The organism is Geodermatophilus sp. SYSU D00696 (genome assembly GCF_054050235.1).
In genome coordinates this window covers 86696-108808 of record NZ_JBJGYY010000004.1, presented here as the reverse complement: position 1 = coordinate 108808, position 22113 = coordinate 86696, and the positions used below count along the sequence as shown (strand labels likewise).

22 protein-coding genes are annotated in these 22113 nt (G+C 76.4%); 16 read left to right on the top strand and 6 right to left on the bottom strand.

Annotated features, from left to right (window positions below):
• The first annotated feature begins 84 nt into the window (after positions 1-84).
• From ACI79O_RS04480 to bluB, 4 genes are all read left to right on the top strand, one after another.
• Positions 85-918: a helix-turn-helix domain-containing protein gene (locus ACI79O_RS04480; protein WP_456913459.1), complete on the top strand. Its 834-nt coding sequence runs from the start codon at positions 85-87 to the stop codon at positions 916-918.
• Positions 915-1310, top strand: coding sequence for a VOC family protein (locus tag ACI79O_RS04475; RefSeq protein ID WP_456913458.1), 396 nt, complete (start codon positions 915-917; stop codon positions 1308-1310). Before ACI79O_RS04480 ends, ACI79O_RS04475 begins: the two co-directional genes overlap by 4 nt.
• 73 nt (positions 1311-1383) lie before the next feature.
• On the top strand, positions 1384-1701 hold the full coding sequence (locus tag ACI79O_RS04470) for a hypothetical protein (RefSeq protein ID WP_456913457.1): 318 nt from the start codon (positions 1384-1386) through the stop codon (positions 1699-1701).
• The gene (gene bluB, locus ACI79O_RS04465) at positions 1698-3413 is read left to right on the top strand and encodes a 5,6-dimethylbenzimidazole synthase (protein WP_456913456.1); all 1716 of its coding nucleotides are present in this window, start codon (positions 1698-1700) and stop codon (positions 3411-3413) included. Before ACI79O_RS04470 ends, bluB begins: the two co-directional genes overlap by 4 nt.
• A 391-nt stretch (positions 3414-3804) precedes the next feature.
• Here bluB and ACI79O_RS04460 read toward each other — a convergent pair whose 3' ends face one another.
• Positions 3805-3942, bottom strand: coding sequence for a hypothetical protein (locus tag ACI79O_RS04460; RefSeq protein ID WP_456886636.1), 138 nt, complete (start codon positions 3940-3942; stop codon positions 3805-3807).
• 73 nt (positions 3943-4015) lie between these two features.
• Between ACI79O_RS04460 and pgm the strand changes: the two genes are divergently transcribed.
• A complete protein-coding gene (gene pgm, locus ACI79O_RS04455; RefSeq protein ID WP_456886638.1) occupies positions 4016-5650 on the top strand; it encodes a phosphoglucomutase (alpha-D-glucose-1,6-bisphosphate-dependent) in 1635 nt (544 codons plus the stop codon).
• Positions 5651-5721: 71 nt separating this feature from the next.
• Positions 5722-6348, top strand: a complete 627-nt coding sequence (locus ACI79O_RS04450) for a hypothetical protein (protein ID WP_456913455.1) — start codon at positions 5722-5724, stop codon at positions 6346-6348.
• A gap of 31 nt (positions 6349-6379) precedes the next feature.
• On the opposite strand, the gene ACI79O_RS04445 is transcribed toward ACI79O_RS04450, so the two are convergent.
• Positions 6380-7270 (bottom strand): diguanylate cyclase domain-containing protein, encoded by an 891-nt coding sequence (locus ACI79O_RS04445; RefSeq protein ID WP_456886642.1) that lies wholly within the window; start codon positions 7268-7270, stop codon positions 6380-6382.
• A gap of 125 nt (positions 7271-7395) precedes the next feature.
• On the opposite strand from ACI79O_RS04445, the gene ACI79O_RS04440 reads away from it, so the two are divergent.
• Together ACI79O_RS04440 and ACI79O_RS04435 are read left to right on the top strand one after the other, a co-directional pair.
• Complete coding sequence (locus ACI79O_RS04440) at positions 7396-8340, top strand: hydroxymethylglutaryl-CoA lyase (RefSeq protein WP_456886644.1); 945 nt, start codon at positions 7396-7398, stop codon at positions 8338-8340.
• A gap of 8 nt (positions 8341-8348) precedes the next feature.
• Positions 8349-8927 carry a flavin reductase family protein gene (locus tag ACI79O_RS04435; protein ID WP_456886646.1) on the top strand — a complete coding sequence of 193 codons (579 nt, stop codon included), beginning with the start codon at positions 8349-8351 and terminating at the stop codon, positions 8925-8927.
• On the opposite strand, the gene ACI79O_RS04430 is transcribed toward ACI79O_RS04435, so the two are convergent.
• Positions 8841-11141, bottom strand: a complete 2301-nt coding sequence (locus ACI79O_RS04430; RefSeq protein ID WP_456913454.1) for a SpoIIE family protein phosphatase — start codon at positions 11139-11141, stop codon at positions 8841-8843. The two genes, ACI79O_RS04435 and ACI79O_RS04430, sit on opposite strands and share 87 nt — an antisense overlap.
• Before the next feature lie 175 nt (positions 11142-11316).
• Here ACI79O_RS04430 and ACI79O_RS04425 point away from each other — a divergent pair, with 175 nt between their 5' ends.
• Positions 11317-12087 carry a hypothetical protein gene (locus ACI79O_RS04425; RefSeq protein WP_456886650.1) on the top strand — a complete coding sequence of 257 codons (771 nt, stop codon included), beginning with the start codon at positions 11317-11319 and terminating at the stop codon, positions 12085-12087.
• A 4-nt stretch (positions 12088-12091) separates the two neighbouring features.
• Here the strand turns inward: ACI79O_RS04425 and ACI79O_RS04420 are convergent, their stop codons facing one another.
• Positions 12092-12562, bottom strand: a complete 471-nt coding sequence (locus tag ACI79O_RS04420; RefSeq protein WP_456886651.1) for a hypothetical protein — start codon at positions 12560-12562, stop codon at positions 12092-12094.
• The gene (locus tag ACI79O_RS04415; protein WP_456886653.1) at positions 12555-12920 is read right to left on the bottom strand and encodes a hypothetical protein; all 366 of its coding nucleotides are present in this window, start codon (positions 12918-12920) and stop codon (positions 12555-12557) included. Before ACI79O_RS04415 ends, ACI79O_RS04420 begins: the two co-directional genes overlap by 8 nt.
• A 62-nt stretch (positions 12921-12982) precedes the next feature.
• Between ACI79O_RS04415 and ACI79O_RS04410 the strand changes: the two genes are divergently transcribed.
• A complete protein-coding gene (locus ACI79O_RS04410; RefSeq protein WP_456877332.1) occupies positions 12983-13822 on the top strand; it encodes a PaaX family transcriptional regulator C-terminal domain-containing protein in 840 nt (279 codons plus the stop codon).
• Positions 13823-13853: 31 nt separating this feature from the next.
• On the opposite strand, the gene ACI79O_RS04405 is transcribed toward ACI79O_RS04410, so the two are convergent.
• Positions 13854-14846, bottom strand: coding sequence for an aldo/keto reductase (locus tag ACI79O_RS04405; protein ID WP_456886654.1), 993 nt, complete (start codon positions 14844-14846; stop codon positions 13854-13856).
• A gap of 135 nt (positions 14847-14981) precedes the next feature.
• On the opposite strand from ACI79O_RS04405, the gene ACI79O_RS04400 reads away from it, so the two are divergent.
• The 6 genes from ACI79O_RS04400 (at position 14982) to ACI79O_RS04375 (ending at position 22073) form a co-directional block, all read left to right on the top strand.
• The gene (locus ACI79O_RS04400; protein WP_456886656.1) at positions 14982-15992 is read left to right on the top strand and encodes a siderophore ABC transporter substrate-binding protein; all 1011 of its coding nucleotides are present in this window, start codon (positions 14982-14984) and stop codon (positions 15990-15992) included.
• A 16-nt stretch (positions 15993-16008) separates the two neighbouring features.
• On the top strand, positions 16009-17037 hold the full coding sequence (locus ACI79O_RS04395; protein ID WP_456913453.1) for an ABC transporter permease: 1029 nt from the start codon (positions 16009-16011) through the stop codon (positions 17035-17037).
• Positions 17027-18034, top strand: a complete 1008-nt coding sequence (locus ACI79O_RS04390) for an iron chelate uptake ABC transporter family permease subunit (protein ID WP_456886660.1) — start codon at positions 17027-17029, stop codon at positions 18032-18034. Before ACI79O_RS04395 ends, ACI79O_RS04390 begins: the two co-directional genes overlap by 11 nt.
• Positions 18031-18789 carry an iron ABC transporter ATP-binding protein gene (locus ACI79O_RS04385; RefSeq protein WP_456886662.1) on the top strand — a complete coding sequence of 253 codons (759 nt, stop codon included), beginning with the start codon at positions 18031-18033 and terminating at the stop codon, positions 18787-18789. Before ACI79O_RS04390 ends, ACI79O_RS04385 begins: the two co-directional genes overlap by 4 nt.
• 115 nt (positions 18790-18904) lie before the next feature.
• Positions 18905-19720: a DUF899 family protein gene (locus ACI79O_RS04380; protein WP_456886664.1), complete on the top strand. Its 816-nt coding sequence runs from the start codon at positions 18905-18907 to the stop codon at positions 19718-19720.
• Between the two features lie 82 nt (positions 19721-19802).
• Entirely contained in the window at positions 19803-22073 is a 2271-nt protein-coding gene (locus ACI79O_RS04375) for a DUF222 domain-containing protein (RefSeq protein WP_456913452.1), read from the top strand.
• Positions 22074-22113: the final 40 nt, after the last annotated feature.

Here is a 22113-nt window from a genome sequence, read left to right as displayed (position 1 = left end):
CGATGCGCGACCCTCGGCCGAACCGTGCACCTCCGCGGCAGTGCACGCCTGGAGGCCGTCGCCCGCCGCTGCCATCCTGGCGGTGTGACCAGCGACTTCGTGCCGCACCGGCCGCACCCGGCGCTGCGCGGGCTGGTCGCCGGTGCCGTCGGCTACCGGCAGCAGGGCCTCGCGCCGGGCACGCACCGGGGGCTCCCCTCCCCCGCGCTCACACTGGTCGTCACCCTCGACGAGCCGCTCGACGTCGCCGCCCACCCCGACCCGGCGCAGCCGCCCGGCCGCTACGACGCCCTGCTCGGCGGGCTGCACACCACCCCGGCGCTCATCCGCCACCCCGGCCGGCAGACCGGGCTGCAGCTCGCCCTGTCCCCGCTGGGCGCCCGCCGGCTGCTCGGCGTGCCCGCCGGGGAGCTCGCCGCCCTCGACGTCGACCTCGCCGACGTCCTGGGCAGCACGGAGCTGGTCGAGCGGGTGCGCGCCGCCGGGACCTGGGCCGAGCGGTTCGCCGTCGTCGAGGAGGTGCTCCGGCGCACGGCCGTCGACGGCGACCCCGCCCCCGAGGTCGCCGAGGCCTGGCGGCTCACCGTGGCCGGCGGCGGGCGGCTGCGGGTCGCCGAGATCGCCCGCCGGGTGGGCTGGTCCGAGCGGCACCTCACCGGCCGCTTCCGCGCGGAGACCGGCCTCGGCCCCAAGGAGGCCGCCCGGGTGGTCCGCTTCGACCGCGCACGCCGGGCGCTGGTCACCCGTCCCCGGCCCGATCTCGCGGACCTGGCCGCGACCACCGGCTACGCCGACCAGGCGCACCTGACCCGCGAGTGGCGGGCGTTCACCGGGCTCCCACCGCTGCGCTGGCTGGCCGCGGAGTTCGGATTCGTCCAAGACGGCGGTGCCCGGGACGCGGCAGGGTCGGCGGCATGAGCACCCCACCGCCCACCGTGTGGCCCGCCTTCCGCGCCGCCGACGCTCCCGCCCTGATCCGCTGGCTGGTCGACGTCCTCGGCTTCACCGAGACCCTCGTCGTCCGCGACGGCGACCTGGTCGTGCACGCCGAGCTCGCCTGGCCGCCCGGCGGCGGCGTGATGCTCGGCTCTGCCCGCGACGACGGCGGCTGGCCGGTGCGCCCGGGCGGCAGCGGCGCCTCCGTGGTCACCGACGACGTCGCCGCGGTCTGGGCGCGGGTGCAGGCCGCCGGCGCCGAGGTGCTGCGGCCGCTCGCCGAGCCCGGGCACGGCGGCGAGGAGTTCTCCGTGCGCGACCCGGAGGGGAACAGCTGGAGCGTCGGCGACTACCCGGGCGCGCCCCGCACGTGACCGAGCTCGCGAGGTCACGCAGGTACGCAGCACGGCCCGTCACGCTGCCGACGAGCGTCAGCGAGGAGGCAGCGTGACGGAGGACGACGTCCGCGCCCTCGCCCTGGCCCTCCCGGAGGTCACCGAGGCCGAGCACCACGGCCGCCCGTCGTTCCGGCTGGGGACCGCCGTGCTCGCCACGCTCTGGGCACCGGGCATCCTCGACGTCGTGGTCGGGGAGTCGGAGGCGCGCGCGGCCGAGGGCGGCGCGGTGTCGCTGCTGTGGTGGGGCGAGCGGCTCTCGGGCGTGCAGGTCGACCTCGCCCGGGCCGACGAGGCGCTGGTCGCCGACCTGCTCGACGACGCCTGGACCCGCCGGGCCCCGGCCCGGCTGCGGCGGGCCCGCCCGTGACCTTCCCCCGGCCGGTGCCGCTGATCGGCGACGCGACCTCGGCCGAGCAGCGGGCCGGCGACCCCGCCGGGTGGGCGATGCCCGACGACGCCGAGGGCCTCTACGCCGTCGTCGCCGCCCGCCGCGACGTCCGCCGCTTCCGGCCCGACCCGGTGCCCGCCGAGGTCCTCCGCCGGGTGCTGGCCGCCGGGCACGCCGCGCCGTCGGTCGGGCACAGCCAGCCGTGGCGGTTCCTCGTCGTCCGCGACCCCGCGGTCCGCGACCGCGCCGCGGTCCTCACCGACCGCGAGCGGCTGCGGCAGGCCGCCGGGCTCGAGCCCGACGCCGCCCGCCGGCTGCTGGACCTGCAGCTGGAGGGCGTCCGCGAGGCGCCGCTGGGCATCGTCGTCTGCTGCGACCGGCGCACGCCCGCGGCCGGCGTCCTGGGCCGCGCCACCTTCCCCGACGCCGACCTGTGGAGCTGCGCCGCGGCGATCCAGAACCTGTGGCTGGCCGCCCGCGCCGAGGGCCTGGGCATGGGCTGGGTGACGCTGTTCCGCCCGGAGGAACTGGCCGGGCTGGTCGGGCTGCCCGACGGCGTGGCCACGCTGGGCTGGCTGTGCCTGGGCTGGCCCGACGAGCGCCCGCCCGCGCCGGGCCTGGAGCGCGCCGGCTGGTCGCGGCGGCTGCCGCTGGACGCCGTCGTCGTCGAGGACCGCTGGCCGGCCGGCGACGGCGGCCCCGCCGCTCCTCCCTCGCACCTGCGCGCGCCCGCCCGCGAGGCGGTGGTCGGCGCCCGCGACGAGGCCGACCGGCTGCTCACCACCCCCGGCTCGCTGGGCGTGCTCGACCGCGCGGTCGACCGGGTGGTGGCGCTGGGCCGCGGCGAGGTCACCGACGGCACGCTGGTGCTGGCCGCCGCCGACCACCCGGTGGCGGCGCGAGGGGTGTCGGCCTACCCGGCGACGGTCACCCGTGACGTGGTGCGGGCGGCGCTGTCCGGGACGGCGGTGGGCGCCACCGCGGCGGCCGCGGCCGGGCTGGCCACCGTCGTGGTCGACGCCGGGGTCACCGGCGACCCGCTGCCCGGCGCGGTCCACGCCCGGCCGGCCGGTCCCCGCGGCGACCTCGCCGCCGCGCCCGCGATGACGCCCGGCGACGTCGCCCGGCTGCTCGCCGCCGGCCGCGCCGTGGGCACCCGGCACGCGGGCCTGCTGGCGCTCGGCGAGGTCGGCGTCGGCAACACGACCGTCGCCGCCGCCCTCGCCGCCGGGCTGCTCGGCGCCGACCCCGCCGCGGTCACCGGTCTGGGCGCGGGCGCCGACAGCGACGTGCTGGAGCGCAAGCGCCGCGTGGTCACCGCCGCCGTCGCCCGCGCCGGCACGGGCCTCGACCCGCAACGGGCGCTGGCCGAGCTGGGCGGGCCGGAGCTCGCGCTGCTCGCCGGCGTGGTGCTCGGCGCCGCGGAGACGCGCAGCGCCGTCGTCCTGGACGGGTTCGCCGTCTCGGTGGCGGCCCTGGCCGCCGTGCTGCTCGAGCCCGGCGCGCAGGCCTGCCTGGTGGCCGGGCAGCGCAGCTGGGAGCGCGGTCACGACCTCGTGCTGCAGGCGCTGGGTCTCGAGCCGCTGCTGGACCTGCGGCTGCGGGCCGGTGAGGGCGCCGGCGCCGCCCTGGCCGCCGGGCTGCTGCTCGACGGCCTCCGCATCCGCCGCGGCACCGCCCGGGTCGGCTGAGCGGGATCCTCAGGTCGGCGGGAACGGCGCTGCCGGATCCGTGGACATCGGGAAGTGGCGCACGTCGGGGGTGGCCGGCTCCAGCCCGTTGACCTCGGCCACTGCCGCGACGAGGTGGTCGCCGGGACCGATCCCCCGTGCGAACGCCGGTGGGTGCGCATCAGCTCGCCGGCACGCCAGCCGACCCGGTCGGTCACGGGGAAGACCTCCAGGCTGGAGAGGAACCGCGTCACCTCTCGGCGCCCGGCAGACCGCATCCGGCCGCTGACCTCCGTGAGCGTCACCGCGCTCGTGGCCAGTCGCCCGGTCCGCCGGCGGGTGTCGAGCAGCCGGTCCCGGGCGGCGGGCACCCCGCGCAGGTGGGCGGTCACGACGTCGCTGCCCAGCAGGATCACAGGCGGCTGATCCGCTCGAGACGGGCGGCGCGTGCATCTGGACCGCGCTCCCCCGACTCCTCCTCGGCCAGGACGCCGAAGGCCCCGTCGATGGCGGTCAGGTCGGCCTCGAGGTCGGACGGCGCTGCGGACACTCCCCGGTCGTACACCGCGAAGACGGCGCCAGGCCGGTCGCGCGAGCTGCGGCCGCGGGCCAGGATCGGCGGCGTGACCGATCCCCGTGCCGGCCAGCCCGCCTCCCCGTCCGACCTGGTCGACGTCGCCTCGCTGGTGACCGCCTACTACACGCTGGTGCCCGACCCGGCCGAGCCGGCGCAGCGGGTGTCGTTCGGGACCTCCGGGCACCGCGGGTCGTCGTTCGACACCGCGTTCAACGAGGCGCACATCCTGGCCACCACACAGGCCATCTGCGAGTACCGGAAGGCGCAGGGCTACGACGGGCCGCTGTTCCTCGGCCGCGACACCCACGCGCTGTCCGAGCCGGCCTGGGCCAGCGCGCTCGAGGTGCTGGCCGCCAACGACGTGACGGTGCTGGTCGACGCCGCCGGCCGGTACACGCCGACGCCCGCGGTCAGTCACGCGATCCTCACCGCCAACCGGGGGCGGACCAGCGGACTCGCCGACGGCATCGTCGTCACCCCGTCGCACAACCCGCCCCGCGACGGCGGGTTCAAGTACAACCCGCCGAACGGCGGCCCGGCCGACACGGATGCCACCAAGGCCATCGCCGACCGGGCCAACGAGCTGCTCGCCGCCGGGCTCGACGGAGTCCGGCGGGTGCCCTTCACCCGCGCGCACGCGGCCGCGCAGCGCCACGACTTCCTCGGCGCCTACGTCGACGACCTGCCCGCCGTGCTCGACCTCGACGCCGTCCGCGACGCCGGGGTGCGGATCGGCGCGGACCCGCTGGGCGGCGCGAGCGTCGACTACTGGGGGGCGATCGCCGAGCGACACCGCCTCGACCTCACCGTGGTCAACCCGCTGGTCGACCCCACGTGGCGGTTCATGACGCTGGACTGGGACGGCAGGATCCGGATGGACTGCTCGTCGCCGTCGGCCATGGCCTCGCTCATCGGCAAGCGCGCCGACTACGCGATCGCCACCGGGAACGACGCCGACGCCGACCGGCACGGCATCGTCACGCCCGACGCCGGCCTGATGAACCCCAACCACTTCCTCGCGGTGGCGATCTCCTACCTGTTCGCGCACCGGCCGGAGTGGGGCGACGACGTCGCCGTCGGCAAGACGCTGGTGTCCTCGTCGCTGATCGACCGGGTGGTCGCGGGGCTGGGCCGGCGGCTGGTCGAGGTGCCGGTCGGGTTCAAGTGGTTCGTGCCCGGCCTGCTCGACGGCACCGTCGGCTTCGGCGGCGAGGAGTCGGCCGGAGCGTCGTTCCTGCGCCGGGACGGCCGGGTGTGGACCACGGACAAGGACGGCATCCTGCTGGCGCTGCTGGCCTCGGAGATCCAGGCGGTGACCGGCAGCTCGCCCTCGCAGCTGCACGCCGAACTGGTGTCCCGGTACGGCGAGTCGGCCTACGCGCGGGTGGACGCCCCCGCCGGCCGCGAGCAGAAGGCGGCCCTGGGGAAGCTGTCGCCCTCCGACGTCACCGCCACCGAGCTGGCCGGCGAGCCGATCACCGCCAAGCTCACCGAGGCGCCGGGCAACGGCGCGTCGGTCGGCGGGCTCAAGGTGGTCACCGAGAGCGCCTGGTTCGCCGCCCGCCCGTCGGGCACCGAGGACGTCTACAAGGTCTACGCCGAGTCCTTCCGCGGCCCGGAGCACCTCACCCGGGTGCAGGAGGAGGCGCGGGCCGTGGTCGACGCCGCCCTCGGTGGCTGACCCCACCCCGACGGGGGGCGGTACGGCTCCCGGGGGACGGCGCGGGCGGGCAGCGGCCCCAGACTGGGCCCATGACCGGTCAGCCGTACGAGCAGGAGTGGGACGTCGTCCCGCCCGGGTCCGCCACGACGCCGTACGGCACACCTCCCGCTACCGCGTACGGGCAGCCGCTCCCCTACGGTCCGCCGCCCGGCTCCGGGTACGGCCCGCCACCCGGCCACGGCCCCGGTCACGGCTACGGCTACGGCCCCCCGCCCGGGTACGGCTGGGGCCTGCCGCTCGCCCCGCCGACCTGGCCGGCGGGGCCCGGCCGGCCGGGCGTGGCCACCACGGCGGGGGTGCTCGGCATCGTCACCGGGAGCCTGAGCGCGCTGGTGGCGCTGTTCCTGCTGGTCGTCGTCCTGGGCGGCGACGACGACGCGCCGACCCTGGTGCTCGTGCTCGGCCTCCCCTGCGGCGCCGCGCTGGTCGCCTTCGGCATCCGGCTGCTGGGCCGGCACTCCGCGACGCCGCTGTTCGCCTCGGCGCTGGCGGCCGTGGCGGTGCTGGTCCTCGCGCTGGCCGTGGGCGCCGGCACGCTCGACCCCGACGACCTGGTCGGGCTCACCGCGTTCCTCGTCTTCGCGCTGCCCCTCCCGGTGCTCACCGCGGTCTTCGCCCGGCTCCCGGCCACCGTCGGCTGGGCCGCAGGCAGGTAGCCCCCGCGGGCCGGGCCCGCGGCCCGGCGGCTCAGCGGCGGCGGGCCTTGTCGGCGTACATCGCCGCGTCGGCCTCGCGGACCACCGTCTCCTGCGCCTGCTCGGGATCGGTCCCGCCGTCGACCGAGCCGATGCCGATGCTCAGCCCGACCTGCACCGTCGTCGGCCCCACCGTCAGGGTGCCCGGCAGCGCCTCCCGGAGCCGGATGGCGAGGGCCTCGGCGTCGGTGCGCTCGGTGTTCTCGCAGACGACGGCGAACTCGTCCCCGCCCAGCCGGGCGGCGGTGTCGCTGGCCCGCAGCACCGAGGTCAGCCGGCCGGCCACCGCGACCAGGACGGCGTCGCCGGTGGGGTGACCGAACTGGTCGTTGACCGCCTTGAACCCGTCGAGGTCGAGGACCAGCACGCACGTGGGCGTGTGCTCGCGGTGACCGCGCTCGAGGGCGTGGCGCAGCCGGTCGCGGAAGAGCAGCCGGTTCGGCAGCCCGGTGAGCGGGTCGTGGGCCGAGAGGTGCAGCAGGCGGGCCTCGAGCCGCTTGCGGTCGGTGACGTCCTCCACCACCGTCACCAGGTGCGGGATGGTGCCGTCGGGCGAGCCCTCCACCCACGACGTCGTCACCTGCACCGGGACCTCGCTGCCGTCGGGACGGAGGAACCTGCACTCGTACCGCGCCCGGCCGTGGCTCTCCCCGAGGCCGTCGAGCACGGTGCGGGCCCCGGCGACGTCGTCGGGGTGGGTGACCGCGGAGAGCGTGGTCCCGGGGAGCTCCTCCGGGGACCTGCCGAGCAGGTCAGCCAGTGCGCGGTTGCCTGCGATCAGCTCCCCGTCCGGCGTGCACAGCGCGACGCCCATGGGTGAGTTGGTGAAGGCACTGCCCAGGTCGGGGTGCCGCACCGTCCCCATGGACTCGACGTCGTCCACGGACCACCTCCCGTTTCCTCCCCCCGACTCGTGTGGTGACCAGGGTGTTCCCTCCCCGGTTCCACGTGGAACCTCCCATCCGGGCAGGATGGGCCCTGCAACCCGTGCGGACCAGGAGGACGATCATGACGTCGGACTTCGATCTCGTCCTGCCGACCGCGGTCGACGTCCGCGAGGTCGGCATGCGCGACGGACTGCAGCTGGAGGCGCCGGTCCCCCTCGAGGGCAAGCTGGCGATGCTCGACGCGCTGGTGGCCACCGGCGTGCGCCGGATCGAGGTCACCTCCTTCGTCTCGCCCAAGGCGGTTCCCGCGCTGGCCGACGCCGACCAGGTCGCCGCCGAGCTCTCCCGCTGGCCGGACGTGCACTGGTCGGCGCTGGTCGCCAACCCGCGGGGCGCCGTGCGTGCCGTCGACGCCGGCCTCGCGCACCTGGAGCTGGTCGTCTCGGCCTCCGACGGGCACAGCCGCGCCAACGCCGGCCGCTCTACCGCCGAGGCGCTGGCCGGGGTTGCCGAGGTCGCCGGGCTGGCGCACGGCGCGGGCGGGTCGCTCGAGGTCGTCGTCGCCACCGCGTGGGACTGCCCGTTCGACGGCCGGACGCCGATCGCCCGAACCGTCGACGTCTGCCGGGCCGCGGTCACCGCCGGCGCCGACGCACTGTGCCTGGGCGACACCATCGGCACGACGACGCCCGCGCGGGTCGTGCGCCTGCTGCAGGCCGTCCGCCGCGCCTGCCCCGGGACACCGGTCGCGGTGCACTTCCACGACACCCGCGGCACCGGCCAGGCCAACGCGCTGGCGGCGATCCAGGCGGGGGTGACCCAGCTCGACGCGTCCGTCGGCGGCCTCGGCGGCTGTCCGTTCGCCCCTGGTGCCAGCGGCAACATCGCCACCGAGGAGCTCGTCTACTGGCTGGAGGAGTCCGACGTGCGCACCGGCATCGACCTCGACGCGGTGCTGGCCGCGGCGCGGGTCACCGAGTCCGCGGTCGGCCACGAGCTGCCCAGCTCGCTGTACCGGGCCGGCGGCCGGTCGGTGCCGCGCGCGGCCGCCGCCACCCTCGCCTGACCGGTCCCGTGGAGGTCATCGACCCGCGCGTCATGCGCGACGTGCTGGGGCACTTCGCCTCCGGCGTGACGGTGGTGACCGCCGACACCGGCGACGGGCCGATCGGGTTCACCTGCCAGTCGTTCAGCTCGCTGTCGCTGGACCCGCCGCTGGTGGCGCTCGCGCCGGCCCGCACCTCGACGACCTGGCCGCGGCTGCGCGACCTCGGCCGGTTCTGCGTCAATGTGCTCGCCGAGGACCAGTCGGCGCTGTCGGCGGCCTTCGCCCGCTCCGGTGTGGACAAGTTCGCCGGGGTGCGATGGCGGCCCAGCCCGTACGGCTCGCCCGTGCTCGACGGCGTCGTGGCGTGGATCGACTGCACGCTGTGGGCCGAGTACGACGGCGGTGACCACACGATCGTGGCGGCGCGGGTGCTCGACCTCGGCGCCGACCCCGATCGCCGGCCGCTGCTGTTCCACCGCGGCAGCTACGGCCGGGCCGAAGCCAGCAACGAGGTTGCCTCAGGAGAAGCGGACGGCGATGAGCGCGACGTCGTCCCGGCCGTCGAGGGTGCCGCTGACGGCGGCGTCGCACAGCTCCCCGGGTGAGGCCCCGGCGGGCAGCGCCGCCAGCCGCCCGAGCAGCGCCTCGATGCCCTGGTCCAGGTCGGAGCCGGGCGTCTCGACCAGGCCGTCGGTGTAGCCGAGCAGGACCGACCCGGGCGCGAGCTCCACGGTGCGCACCACCCGCTGCGCCTCGGCGTCGACGCCCACCAGCATCCCGGTGGCGCCGTCGACGGGCTGCACCGTCCCGTCGGGCGCGCGCAGCACCAGCGGCGGGTGCCCGGCGTTGGCGACCTGCGCGGTCCACGGCCCGCCCGGCCGGTCCGGGGGCAGCAGGCGGACGTAGGCCATGGTGGCCATCGACGCCACCTGCAGGCCCTGCACCAGCCGGTCGACGCGGGTCAGCACGGCGCCCGGGTGCGGGTCGGGGGCGTCCCAGAGGCAGGCGCGGATGAGCCCGCGCAGGTGTCCCATGGCCGCGGCCGCGGCGACGTCGTGGCCGACGACGTCGCCCACCACCATCGCCACCGAGCCGTCGGGGAGCTGCAGCAGGTCGTAGAAGTCCCCGCCCACGTCGGCAGCGGTCGAGGCACTGACGTAGTGCGCCGCGGCCTCCAGGCCCGGGATGTCGGGCAGCTCGGGCAGCAGGGAGCGCTGCAGCGTGTCGGCGACGGCGTGCTCCTGCTGGTAGAGGCGCACGTTGTCCATGACCAGCGCCGCCCGCCGGGCGAGGTCCTCGACCAGGCTGACGTCGTCGGGGGTGAAGGGGCGCTCGTCGGAGGTGCGCACCAGGGTGATGGCGCCGCGGGTGCGGCGGCGGGCGACCAGCGGGACGCCCAGCGCGCTCACCGCGCCCAGCCGCTGGGCGACGTCCTGGGCGACCGGCGAGGCCATCAGGTCCTCGAGCCGGTCGGGCAGCCGCTCGACGAGGACCGACCGCGAGGAGTCGATGCTGCGCTGCCCCGGGGAGCCGGGCGGGAGGCGCAGGGCGTGCCCGCCGTCGTAGCGGCGCAGCTCGGTGCGCTCCCGCTCGCGGTCGCGGTACACCACCTCGCGGATCTCCCCGGACGGGTCGACCAGGGTGACGAGCACCCAGTCGGCCAGCCCGGGCACGCACAGGGTCGCCAGCCGGTCGAGCACGTCCCCGACGTCGAGGGTGGCGATGAGCGAGCTGGTGGCCTCGGCCATCAGCGCCAGCCGGGCCTGCGCGCCCTCGGCGTCGCGCTGGGCCCGCTCGGCGTCGGCCCGCGCCTGCTCGGCGATCGTGCGGGCCAGCTCGGCCTCCTGCCGGGCGGTCTGCTCGGCGGCGAAGGCCGCCTCGCGCTCGGCCTCCACTCGCACCCGCTCGGTGACGTCGGTCTGCACCCCGACGAAGCTGACCAGCTCCCCCTCGCCGTCGAAGACCGGGCTGATCGCGAGCTGGTTCCAGAAGGCCGTGCCGTCGCGGCGGTGGTTGAGCACCGTGATGGTGAGTGGCTCCTGGGCCGCCAGCGCCCGCCGGATCTCGGCCACGCTCGCCGGGTCGGTGCCCGGGCCCTGCAGGAAGCGGCAGTTGCGGCCGACCGACTCCTCGTAGGAGTACCCGGTGATCCGGCTGAAGGAGGGGTTGACCCAGACCAGCGGGTTGTCGCGGCGGCGGGGGTCGGTGATGGTGAAGGCGATGTCGGTGGCCACGACGGCGCGCTCGCGCAGCGCCTGCAGCTCGGTGTCGGAGTCGGCGGTGCGGCCGACGCTCTCGACCTCCAGCAGCACCACCAGTGACAGCTGCTCGGCGTCGGCGGGCTGGGACAGCGGGAAGCCCGACACCCACAGCAGCCGGTCCACGTCGCCGTCGTCCTCACGTGCCCGGTCGGCGTCGGTGCTGCGGCCCGGCGAGAGGCGGACCGCCTCGCCGGTGACCGGCTGCCCCTGGGCGACGAGCGACAGCGGTCCGCTGGTGCGGGCCAGCGGCGCGCCGCCGAGGTCGGTCAGGCCGGCCGAGGCGCCCCAGGTGTCGATGTCGACCGGGAGCCGCACGTTGCCCGCCATCTCGACGGCCGCGGTGTTGGCGTAGGTGACCGCGCCGGACTTCTGGTCGATGAGCAGGACGGCGACCGGGACGTCGGCCAGGACGGCGGGCAGCGCCGCGGCCGCCGAGCCGCTCGGGCCCCGATCGGACACGACGGCGTTCGCGGCGGTGACGATGCCGGCCTGCCGGTCGCCCGCGGCCCGACCGTCGACGGCGGCCCGTGCGACGGCCCCCCGGGCCTCCGGCGGCACGTCCCCGTGGGCCCCGGACGGGGCTCGCTCCTGCGGTGGCTGGCCTCCCGGTCGCACACGACGAATCTAACCGGCGCCGCAGGTCGGACGCCCGGACAGGGACGGTCGGCGGCCGGCAGGTGTGCCGCGCGCCCGGGCGGGCACCCCTCCCGCAGGTACTCGGGAGGGAGACGACATGGGACTGCTCGACCGGCTCCTCGGCCGCCGCCGCGCGCCGGAGCCCGCGCCCTACGGCGGGTACGACGGCTACGCCGCACCGCCGCCGCCCCCGCCCCCACCCGGCCCGCCGGCGTCGGGGCAGCGTGCTCCGCTCACCGACCAGCAGGCCGTCGAGCGCTACCGCTACCTGCTGCGGACCGCGCCTCCCGACCAGATCGAGCAGGCGCACGCCGAGGCCTTCGGCCAGCTCACGCCGCAGCAGCGGCAGGAGGTGCTCACCCAGCTCGCGGCCGCCGTACCGGCCGCCGAGCGACCGCGCAGCGACGACGCGCAGACCCTCGCCCGGGTGGCCACCCGCGCCGAGCTGCGCCAGCCCGGCACCCTGGAGCGCACCTTCGGCGGCGGCTACGGCCCCGGGTACGGGCCCGGGCCGGGCTACGGCCCCGCGTACGGCGGGGGCTACGGACCGCGGATGGGCGGCTTCGGCGGCTCGCTCGGCGGCAGCCTGCTGGGCACCATCGGCGGCCTCGTCGTCGGGACCGCGGTGGCCGACGCGCTGTTCGACACCGGCCTGGGCGACAGCGGCCTGTTCGGCGGTGGGGACGAGGAGGCCTACGCCGAGGGCTACCAGGACGGCGCCGGGGCCGGCGAGGGCGGCGGCGACTACGCGGCGGGCGACGGCGGCTACGGCGGTGACCCCGGGGCCGACTTCGCCGGCGGCGCCGACAACGGCTACGACGCCGGCGGGGACTTCGGCGGCGGTGACTTCGGCGGCGGGGAGTTCTGACCGCTCAGCGCCCCGGGCCTCCCGGGGTCCCGGGCGCCGCCGTCCGCGCCTGGTGGCGCAGCCACAGCAGACCGAGCAGCGGGAGCACGAGCGGCACGAAGCCGTAACCGCGGCCGAACGCCGACCACACCGTCTCGTCGGGGAACGCCGCCGGGTCGAGCAGGGACAGCGTGCCCACCACGAGCACGCCGGCCAGCTCGACCGCGCAGGCGACGACCGCCGTCCGCCGTCCGCCCCGGCCGCCGCGGGCCAGCCCCACGGTGGCCACCACGTACACGGCCGCGGCCAGCGCGGAGAGCAGGTAGGCGACCGGGGCCTCGTCGAACCGGGTGGCCAGCTGCACGGTGGCGCGGGCGCCCGCGGCCAGGGCGAACACGGCGTAGACGGCGACCAGCACCCGGCCCGGCCCGCTCGCCGTCCCGCCCGGCGCGGTCCCGCCGCGCGGTGCCGCCCGGTCCCGCGCCCGCTCAGACACCCGGGGCCTCCCACAGCTGCACCAGCCGCCAGACCATCACGGCGGTGACCAGGGCGGCGACGGCGAGGACGGTGCCCGCCCAGCGGCTGGGCTCGGTGCGCGACCACAGCACCCCGGCCACCGGGAGCAGCACCACGCCGCCGAGGTAGCCGAGGAAGGTCGCGGTCTCCGGCGGCCGCTCCCCGCCGGCCAGCGCGGCCCCGGCGACGACGGCCTGCACGACCAGCAGGACCTCGAGCACCGCGGCGCCGGCCAGGTGGACCAGGCCGATCCGCCGGCGGGCGAGCGTCGAGGCCAGCCCGGCGACCGCGACGGCGACCGCGACCGCCGTGGCCGCCCACACCAGGGAAGCGTTCATCGGCTCCATGATCGCGCGTCCGGCACGGGAGGCGGTCGCGGGGACGGGGTAGGGAGAGGGACATGACCGTCCGCGACCTGGTGGTGGACCTCGCCGCCGAGCACCTGGACGTCCTCGGTGCCGACCCGGTCTCCCTGCAGACGCTGGTCGGGCTGCTGGCCGCGTGCGGGGTGGCCGAGCCCAGCACCCGCCTGGCCGTGGCCGCCCTGCGGCGGGCCGGGTGGCTGACCGGGTCGCGGCGCGGGCGGGAGACGCTGGTCGCCCCGACGGCGCTGCTGCGGGAGGCGGTGGCCGCCCGTGACGAGCGCGTGCAGCGGCGGCTGGGGCCGTGGGACGGGCAGTGGCGGATGGTCGTCTACAGCGTCCCCGAGACCGACCGGGCGGCCCGCGAGCGGGTGCGCCGCGGCCTGGCCCGCGCCGGGTTCGGCCCGCTCGCGCCGGCCACCTGGGTGTCGCCGCACCGGGCGGCGCTCGACGAGGTGCACGCCGAGCTCGCCGGTGAGCCGACCTCGCGGCTGGACCTGCTGACCGCCAGCGTCGCCGACCCCCGGCTGTCCGACGGCGACCTCGCCGCCCGCTGCTGGGACCTCCCCCGGCTGGCCGCCGCCTGGTCCGGCGTGCTCGACCGGCTGCGCGCTGCCGGCGCCGGGCTGCCCGAGGGCCGGTCGGCGCTCGCGCTGCACCTGCGACTGCGCGCCGAGCTGCGGGCGGTGCTGGCCACGGACCCGCTGCTGCCCGCGGCGCTGCAGCCGGAGGGATGGCCCGCGCGCGAGGTCCGCGAGGCGTGGGCCGACACCGGCGCCCGGCTGGCGGCGGCCGCCCGGGCGCACGTCGCCGACGTGCTGGGGACCGTCGCCGCTCGCGCCGCCGTCCGTCCGGCCCCGCGCACCGCCGTCGCATGACCCGGGTGCCTTTGTCGCGATAAAGGCACCTCTACCGGTGGACGCCGGACATGTCGGGGTAGCGGTCGCCGACGGCGGCGCCGACCGGGGCGGCCTCGTCGAGCCGGCGCAGGTCGTCGTCGGTGAGCTCGACGTCCGCCGCCGCGGCGTTCTCCTCCAGGTAGCGCACCCGCTTGGTCCCGGGGATCGGGACGACGTCCGGACCGCCGCCGCGCCCGCTCTGCGCCATCACCCAGGCCAGCGCCAGCTGCGACGCCGTCGCGCCCCTCTCGTCGGCGATCTCGCGTACCCGGTCCACCAGTCGCAGGTTCTGTTCGAACGCCTCGCCCTGGAACCGCGGGTTGGACCGGCGGAAGTCGTCGGGCGCGAGGTCGTCGACGCTGCGGATCTGCCCCGAGAGGAAGCCCCGGCCGATCGGCGAGTAGGCGACGAAGCCGATGCCGAGCTCGGCGCAGGTCGACAGCACCCCGTTCTCCTCCGGGTCGCGGCTCCACAGCGAGTACTCGGTCTGCACCGCGGCCACCGGCTGGACGGCGTGCGCGCGGCGGATGGTCTCCGGCGCGGCCTCGGAGATGCCGGCCGCGCGCACCTTCCCGGCCTCGACGAGCTCGCGGATCGCCCCCCAGGTGTCCTCGACGGGGACCGTGGTGTCCACCCGGTGCTGGTAGTAGAGGTCGATGACGTCGACACCGAGGCGCTCCAGCGAGGCGTCGCACGCCCGGCGCACGTACTCGGGCCGGCCGTTGATCCCGCGGAAGGAGCCGTCCTCGCCGCGCTCGTTGCCGAACTTGGTCGCCAGCACCACCTCGTCGCGCCGGCCGGCGACGGCCCGGCCCACCAGCCGCTCGTTGGTGAACGGGCCGTACATGTCGGCGGTGTCGAGGAACGTGACGCCGAGGTCCAGGGCCCGCCGGATGGTCGCCTCGGCCTCCGCCTGGTCCCCGGTGCCGTAGAACTCGCTCATCCCCATGCAGCCCAGCCCCATGGCCGGGACGGACAGGGACCCGAGGGTGCGTGTCTGCATGACCCGCTCGGTGCCCTCCGGGTCCCGGCGGCAACCGGCCACTACGGGACCCTGCCGTTCCGTTGCTCCGGTGGGTGTGGCAGGTTAGGCGAGGCTCACTTAGGGCAGCCTGACCTACTCACGTCCAGGAGAACCATGCGCACCGCGACCCGGCCGCCGGCGGCCGCCGCCCTGTCCCTCGCCACGGCGCTCGCCCTGAGCGCGTGCGGCTCCGACGGGCCGGCGGCCGAGGCCGCGACCGACGCGGGGACGGTCACCTGGACCTGGGACCGCAACACCGCCGCCGAGGACCAGGAGCCCGCGTACGAGGAGACGACGGTCGAGGTCCCCGTCGACCCCGAGCGGATCGTCGTGTTCGACATGGCCGGCCTCGACACCATCGGCGCCCTGGGCGGCGAGGTCGCCGGCGCCCCGCTGGAGTCGGTGCCGGACTACCTGCAGCAGTACCTGGCCGACGACGCGTTCGACGCCGGGACGCTGTTCGAGGCGGACCTGGTCGAGATCGAGTCGCAGCAGCCCGACCTCATCGTGATCGGCGGCCGCTCCGCGGCGCTGTACGAGGACCTCAGCGAGATCGCGCCGACGGTGGACCTGAGCCTGCGCGGCTCCTACACCGAGACCCTCGAGCGCAATGCCACCTTCCTCGGCGAGGTGCTCGGCGCCGAGGACGAGGCCGCCGCGGCCGTCGCCGACCTGGAGGCCGGGATCGAGGAGGCGCGGGCCGCCACCGCCGACGCGGGCACCGGCCTCGGCCTCATGGTCTCCGGCGGTGAGCTCAGCGCGATGGCCCCGGCCGGCGACGGCGCGGACGCCCGCGGCGCACGCGGCGGGCTCGTCTACGACGCGTTCGGCGTGCAGCCCGTCGTCGACGACATCCAGGCCGCCACCCACGGCGAGCCGGTCTCCTTCGAGTTCCTGCTCGAGACCGACCCGGACCACCTGTGGGTCGTCGACCGCGACGCGGCCACCGGTGAGCAGGGCGCGCAGGCGGCCGCGGCGGTGCTCGACAACGACGTCGTGGCGCAGACGACCGCCGCCCGCGAGGACCAGATCCACTACCTCGACCCGGTCGCCTGGTACGTCGTCTTCGGGGGCATCGACACCACCCGGATCATGATCGACGACGTCCTGCAGATCGCCGGCTGAGTCCGGCACCTCCTCCGTGACGGCACTCGACACGGGTCCCGCGAGCACCCCCGCCCCGGCGCGCCCCCGGCGCACCGGCGCGGGGGTGCTCGTCGGCGTGCTGCTCGCGGTGCTCGCGGTCGCGAGCCTGTTCACCGGCGTCTCCGACGTGTCCCCGGTGTCGGTGCTGACCGGCGGGTCCGACGGCACCGCCGCCTTCCTGCTCGGGGCCACCCGGATCCCGCGCACGGTCGCGCTGGTCCTCGCCGGCGCCTCGCTCGGCATCGCCGGGCTGATCATGCAGATGCTCGTGCGGAACAGGTTCGTGGAGCCGGGCACCACCGGAGTCACCGAGTTCGCGACGCTCGGCGTGCTCGTGACGACGGTCTTCCTGCCGGGGCTGGCCGTCGTCGGGAAGGCGGGCATCGCCGCGGTGTTCGGCCTGGCCGGCACCTGGGTGTTCCTGCGGGTGGTGCGGGCGGTGCCGGTCCGCCAGCTCGTCCTCGTGCCGCTGGTCGGCATCGTGCTCGGCGGCGTGGTGGGCGCCGTGACGACCTTCGTCGCCTACCGCCTGGACCTGCTGCAGTCCCTCGGGCAGTGGGCGCAGGGCAGCTTCGCCGGCGTCGTCCAGGGCCGCTACGAGCTCGTGTGGATCGCCGGGGTGATGGTCGTCGTCGCCTGGTCAGCCGCCGACCGGTTCAGCGTCATCGGCCTCGGCGAGGAGTTCGCGACCAACCTGGGCCTCTCCTACCGCCGGGTGGTCGCGGTCGGCATGGTCGTCGTCGCGGTGATCACCGCGACGGTGCTCGTCACCGCGGGCCTGGTCCCGTTCCTCGGCCTCGTCGTCCCGAACGTCGTCAGCCTGCTCATCGGCGACAACGTGCGCCGCGCGATCCCGTGGGTCGCCGCGCTCGGCGCGCTGCTCGTCGTCGCCTGCGACGTCCTCGCCCGCGTCCTGCGCTTCCCCTACGAGATCCCGCTGTCGGTCGTCGTCGGCATCGTCGGCATCGTCGGCGCGGCGCTGTTCCTCTGGCTGCTGCTGCGGAGGGGGAGCCGTGCTCACTGACCCCGCTCCGACGACGGCCCGCCCCGGCGTGGCTGTCCGCGCGCGCCGGACCGGGCCCGCGGTGCGCCTGGCCGTGCTCGGTGCCGCCGCCGTCGTCCTGACCGCCGTCCACCTGTTCACCGACGTCCCGGGCTCGCTGTCCTACGCGCTGGAGAAGCGCGGCCTGACCGTGGCCGCGGTGCTCGTCGTCGCGACGGCGGTCGGGGTGTCGACCGTCGTCTTCCACACGATCACCCAGAACCGCGTGCTCACCCCGTCGATCATGGGGTTCGACGCGTTCTACGTGCTGGTGTCGACCGTCGTCGTCTTCACCGCCGGGTCGGCGGCGTTCCTGGCGGCCGACCCGGGGGTCCTGTGGGCCGTCCAGGTCGCGGTCATGGTCGTGTCCAGCGTGGTGCTGTTCTCCTGGCTGTTCGGTGGCCGGCGGCGGTCGATCCACCTCGTGCTGCTGGTCGGCATCGTGCTCGGCACGTTCTTCCGCGCGCTCAGCGACTGGATGCAGCGGATGCTCGACCCGCTGGACTTCCAGGTGCTCTCCGACGCGTTCTTCGCCTCCCTCACCCGCCCCGACGAGGCGCTGCTGGCGCTCACCGCGGGCCTGGTCGTCCTCGGCTGCGCGCTGGTCGTGCCGCTGCTGCGCACCCTCGACGTGCTCACCCTCGGCGAGCCGGCCGCCGTCGGTCTGGGCGTCGACCACCGGCGCGTGGTGATGACGCTGGTCACCGCCGTCTCGGTGATGGTCGCGGCGTCGACCGCGCTCGTCGGGCCGATCCTGTTCTTCGGCCTCGTCGTCGCCAACCTCGCCTACTGGTGGGCGGGCTCGTCCCGGCACGTGTGGACGGTGCCCACCGCGGTGCTGCTCGGCGTGGTCTGCCTGCTGGGCGGCCAGCTCGTGCTGGAACGGGCGCTCGGCTTCGGCGGCACGCTGTCCACGGTCATCGACTTCGCCGGCGGCCTGTTCTTCCTGTACCTCGTCCTGCGGAAGGGGGCGCGGTGATCGCGCTCGAGGGCGTCACCAAGCGCTACGGCGGCCAGACGGTGGTCGACGACGTCACGATCGTCCTCGGCGAGGAGGGGGTGACGGCGCTCATCGGCCCCAACGGCGCGGGCAAGTCGACGCTGTTCGGCCTCGTCGGCCGCCTGGTCCGGCCCGACGCCGGCCGGGTCACCGTGGACGGGATGGACGTCGCGACGACGCCGTCGCACGAGCTCGCCCGGCGGCTGGCCGTGCTGCGGCAGGACAACCACGTCACCGCGCGGCTGACCGTCTCCGACCTCGTGGGGTTCGGGCGCTTCCCGCACTCGCGGGGCCGGCTCACCGGAGCCGACCGCGAGCAGATCGAGCGGGCGATCGCCTACCTGGAGCTCGACGCCTACCGGGACCGGTTCCTCGACGAGCTCTCCGGCGGTCAGCGGCAGCGGGCCTTCATCGCGATGGTCCTCGCCCAGGACACCCGCTACGTGCTGCTCGACGAGCCGCTGAACAACCTCGACCTGCGACACATGGCCGAGACGATGCGGCTGGTCCGGACCATGGCCGACGAGCTCGGCAAGCGCGTCGTCACCGTGCTGCACGACGTCAACTCCGCCGCCGCCCACGCCGACCGGATCGTCGCGATGCGCGACGGCGCCGTCGTCGCGGACGCGCCCGCGCGCGACGTCGTCCGTCCCGAGGTGCTGGCGGCCGTCTACGACACGGCCGTCGACGTCCGCGAGATCGACGGCCGGCCGGTCGCCCTCTACTACGGCTGAGCCGCCCGACGCCGGCCGGTCGCGATGAGTTCCGGCCGGGTCGCGAGTCCCTCCTGGTGACCCTCGCAGGACGTCGGACGATGCCGCCCGGCACGAGATCCCCGCGGAGAACGCCATGACGACCACGCCGGACGACCCGACCACCGCCCTGCCCGGCCGCCCGCCCGTCGTCGACCGGGCCACCTGGCAGGCCGCCCGGGACGAGCTGCTGGTCCGCGAGAAGGCCCACACCCGCGAGGGCGACGCCATCGCCGCGGCCCGCCGCCGGCTGCCGATGGTGGAGCTCGACGGGACGGCCGAGGTCGTCGGACCCGACGGCCCGGTCCCCTTCCGGGACCTGTTCCAGGGCCGCGACGAGCTCGTGGTCTACCACTCGATGTGGTACGACGGCACGCCGCACCAGGGGCAGTGCGAGGGCTGCACCTTCAACCTCTGGCACCTGCGGGATGCCGTGTACCTCAACGCCCGCGGCGTCTCGTTCGCCGTCCTGACCTCGGGCGCGTGGGACGAGGTGGCCCCCTACGTCGAGTTCATGGGCTACACCCAGCCCTGGTACTCGGTCCGGGGCGTGGAGGAGCGGATCGCCACGGAGGAGGGGCACATCGTCTGCTACCTGCGCGACGGCGACCGCGTCTTCCTCACCTACTCCACCACCGGCCGGGGCAACGAGCCGGCCGACGGGACCCTCGGCCTGCTCGACATGACGCCCTACGGCCGCCGCGAGGGGTGGGAGGACGTCCCCGAGGGCTGGCCCGAGCCGCCTGCGGTCGGCTCGCCGGTCGGCGGGCACGGCGCGCCGATCTGCTGGTACTGGCGCTCGGACTCCGAGGGGAACGCCTCCTGGGGCCCGACCAGCCGCCCCGTGCCGCAGTGGACCCGCCCGGGCGTGACCCCCGCGGAGTCCCTCGGCCGGCACGTCCACCACCACTGAGGCGCCGTCGTCGGAGTGGAGGTCGGTCCTGTGGCCCGCTGACCTGCGGGTTCTGTCGTACCCCCGCCGTAGGTTCGGTGTCGTGGAGGTCGCGGAGCACCGGTCGCCGGTGGAGCAGGCGCTGCTCGATGCGGTGATCGCGACGCCCGCGCGGTTCCGCCGGCTGCCGGTGGGACTGCTGTCCCGCGAGCAGAAGGCCGCCGAGCTGCAGCGGGTCGCGGCGCTGAAGGCGATGACCGCGGCCTACGAGGCCGAGCTGGTGCTCGGGCTGGCCGACGACTCGCCCGATGACGACGACCCCGCGCCCGGCACTCCCGGCGCGCGCACGGGTTCGTGGGCGCCGGACACCGAGCTGCCCGGGGTCTCGGAGTTCTTCACCGCCGAACTGGCGATGGTGCTCAACTGCGGCCGGGGCACCGCCAACCACCTGGCCCACCGGGCCTGGACCTACCGGGAGCGCCTGCCCGCCACCTGGGCCGCGCTGGCCGCCGGTGACCTGGACGAGGCCCGCGCCAAGGCGCTGGTCGACGTCCTCGAACACGCCCCGGCGGGGATCGCCCGGCGGATCGAGGCGGCGCTGCTGCCCGCGGCCGCGCAGTGGACGGTGGGCCGGCTCAAGCAGCGGGCCCTCGCCTTGCTGCTCGACCTCGACGCCGACGCCGTCGGCCGGCGCAAGCAGCAGGCGCGGCGGCGCGCCGACGTGCGGGTCGACCCCTCGCCGCTGGCGGGGATGGCCACGCTGGCCGCCGACCTGCCCGCCGAGGTCGCCGCGGCCTGCCACGCGCTGGTCGACTCACTCGCCCGGATGCTCAAGGCCGACGGTGATGAGCGGCCGATCGGGGAGCTGCGCTGCGCGGTGCTCGCCGACCTGATCCAGCGGCCCTGGCAGACCGGCCCGGCGGTGACCGCGCAGCTGACCATCATCGCCACCCTGGCCGCGCTGGCCGGCGACAGCGAGGAGGCCGGGGAGGTCAACGGGCTGCCGATCACCGCCGCCCACCTGCGCGAGCTGCTGCGCGAGTTGGACGCGCTCGGGGTGCGGGCGCCGGAGGGCGGGTCGGTGACGGTGGCGCTGACCGACGCCGACGGCACGCTGCGGGCCACCGGCACGCTGGACCGGCTGCGCCGACTGGCCGCCCGCGGCTGCCCCGACCACCCCGACACCACCGACGAGCCGGACTGCGGGTGCCCGGTGCTAGACCGGCCCGACCCGGTCGACCGCTACACCCCCACGCCCGCGCAGCAGGCGTTCGTGCGCACCCGCGACCGCGCCTGCCGGTTCGCCACCTGTGGGCAGCGGGTGGGCTGGGCCGACGCCGACCACGTCCTCCCGCACGCCCGCGGCGGGGTCACCGACTGCGCCAACCTGTGCTGCCTGTGCCGGAGCCACCACCGGCTCAAGACCTTCGCCCGCGGCTGGCGCTTCACCATGAGCGACGACGGCACCCTGACGGTCACCACACCCTCCGGCATCACCAGGACCACCCGCCCACCGGGCACGCGTCCACCACCGGTAGCCGAGCCACCGCCGGACGACACCGGATCACCACCGCCATCCGTCGAGCCGGACGACGACCCCCCCGTTTTGACCGAGGGTCAGCCCGTCAGGGGGTCCGCCTACGCCCAGCGGGCCAGCGCGGTCCGGGTCCCGGAGGCGACCACGGTGAACCCGGCGTCCCTGACCTGTACCGGCGCGGAGGTGACCAACTGGGCCCACCGGTCGGCGTCGGGGTGCTCCACGACCACGGGGAAACCGGCACCCGCCCAGGCGGCCAGGCGTGCGGGCGGCATCCGCATCGCGGTCAGCTGCGCGGCGTGGCCGCAGGCCGCGGCGGCCTTGCCCAGCGGCAGGAAGGGCTCCGGGCAGACCGACACCACGACCGGCCCGCCCGGCACCGGGTCGGCCGCCGCGCACGCGTCCGGGTCGTCGAGCTCGCTGCCGGTCAACTGCAGCCGCCCGACCTCGGGAGGCAGCTCGTCGAGGGCCGCCGGCACCAGCGCGCGGACCTCCGCCCCGCCCACCTGTGCCGTGACACCCGGCAGCGCGGCCACCCGCTCCCAGGCCACCCCGCGCGCCCGCCGACAGTGCTTGCGGATCGCCCCGTCGGTCCACCGGCGGACCTGCGGGGACCACTCGCCGCCGGGCTGCGCCCGGTCGTCGGCCAGCAGTCGCACCACCGCGACCGCCGCGGCCGCGCACACGGCCGTCCGCGTCGGCGGGTCCCGCCGCTCGACGCGGGCCACCAGTTGCAGCGCCCAGGGCGACTCCCCCTCCGGATCGGCGTGCACGCCCCCACCCTGCCCGGTTCCACGTGGAACCGAGCCGTGTGACGTCGGTGTGACGATCACGTAGCGGCGTCGCGGCTGCCAGGTCCGTGGGGTTGGATCGATCC

Coding starts and splice junctions, on each gene's coding strand:
- ACI79O_RS04475 (WP_456913458.1), top strand. CDS start 915: ATGAGCACCCCACCGCCCACCGTGTGGCCCGCCTTCCGCGCCGCCGAC.
- ACI79O_RS04450 (WP_456913455.1), top strand. CDS start 5,722: ATGACCGGTCAGCCGTACGAGCAGGAGTGGGACGTCGTCCCGCCCGGG.
- ACI79O_RS04440 (WP_456886644.1), top strand. CDS start 7,396: ATGACGTCGGACTTCGATCTCGTCCTGCCGACCGCGGTCGACGTCCGC.
- ACI79O_RS04425 (WP_456886650.1), top strand. CDS start 11,317: ATGGGACTGCTCGACCGGCTCCTCGGCCGCCGCCGCGCGCCGGAGCCC.
- ACI79O_RS04415 (WP_456886653.1), bottom strand. CDS start 12,920: ATGAACGCTTCCCTGGTGTGGGCGGCCACGGCGGTCGCGGTCGCCGTC.
- ACI79O_RS04410 (WP_456877332.1), top strand. CDS start 12,983: ATGACCGTCCGCGACCTGGTGGTGGACCTCGCCGCCGAGCACCTGGAC.
- ACI79O_RS04405 (WP_456886654.1), bottom strand. CDS start 14,846: ATGCAGACACGCACCCTCGGGTCCCTGTCCGTCCCGGCCATGGGGCTG.
- ACI79O_RS04400 (WP_456886656.1), top strand. CDS start 14,982: ATGCGCACCGCGACCCGGCCGCCGGCGGCCGCCGCCCTGTCCCTCGCC.
- ACI79O_RS04380 (WP_456886664.1), top strand. CDS start 18,905: ATGACGACCACGCCGGACGACCCGACCACCGCCCTGCCCGGCCGCCCG.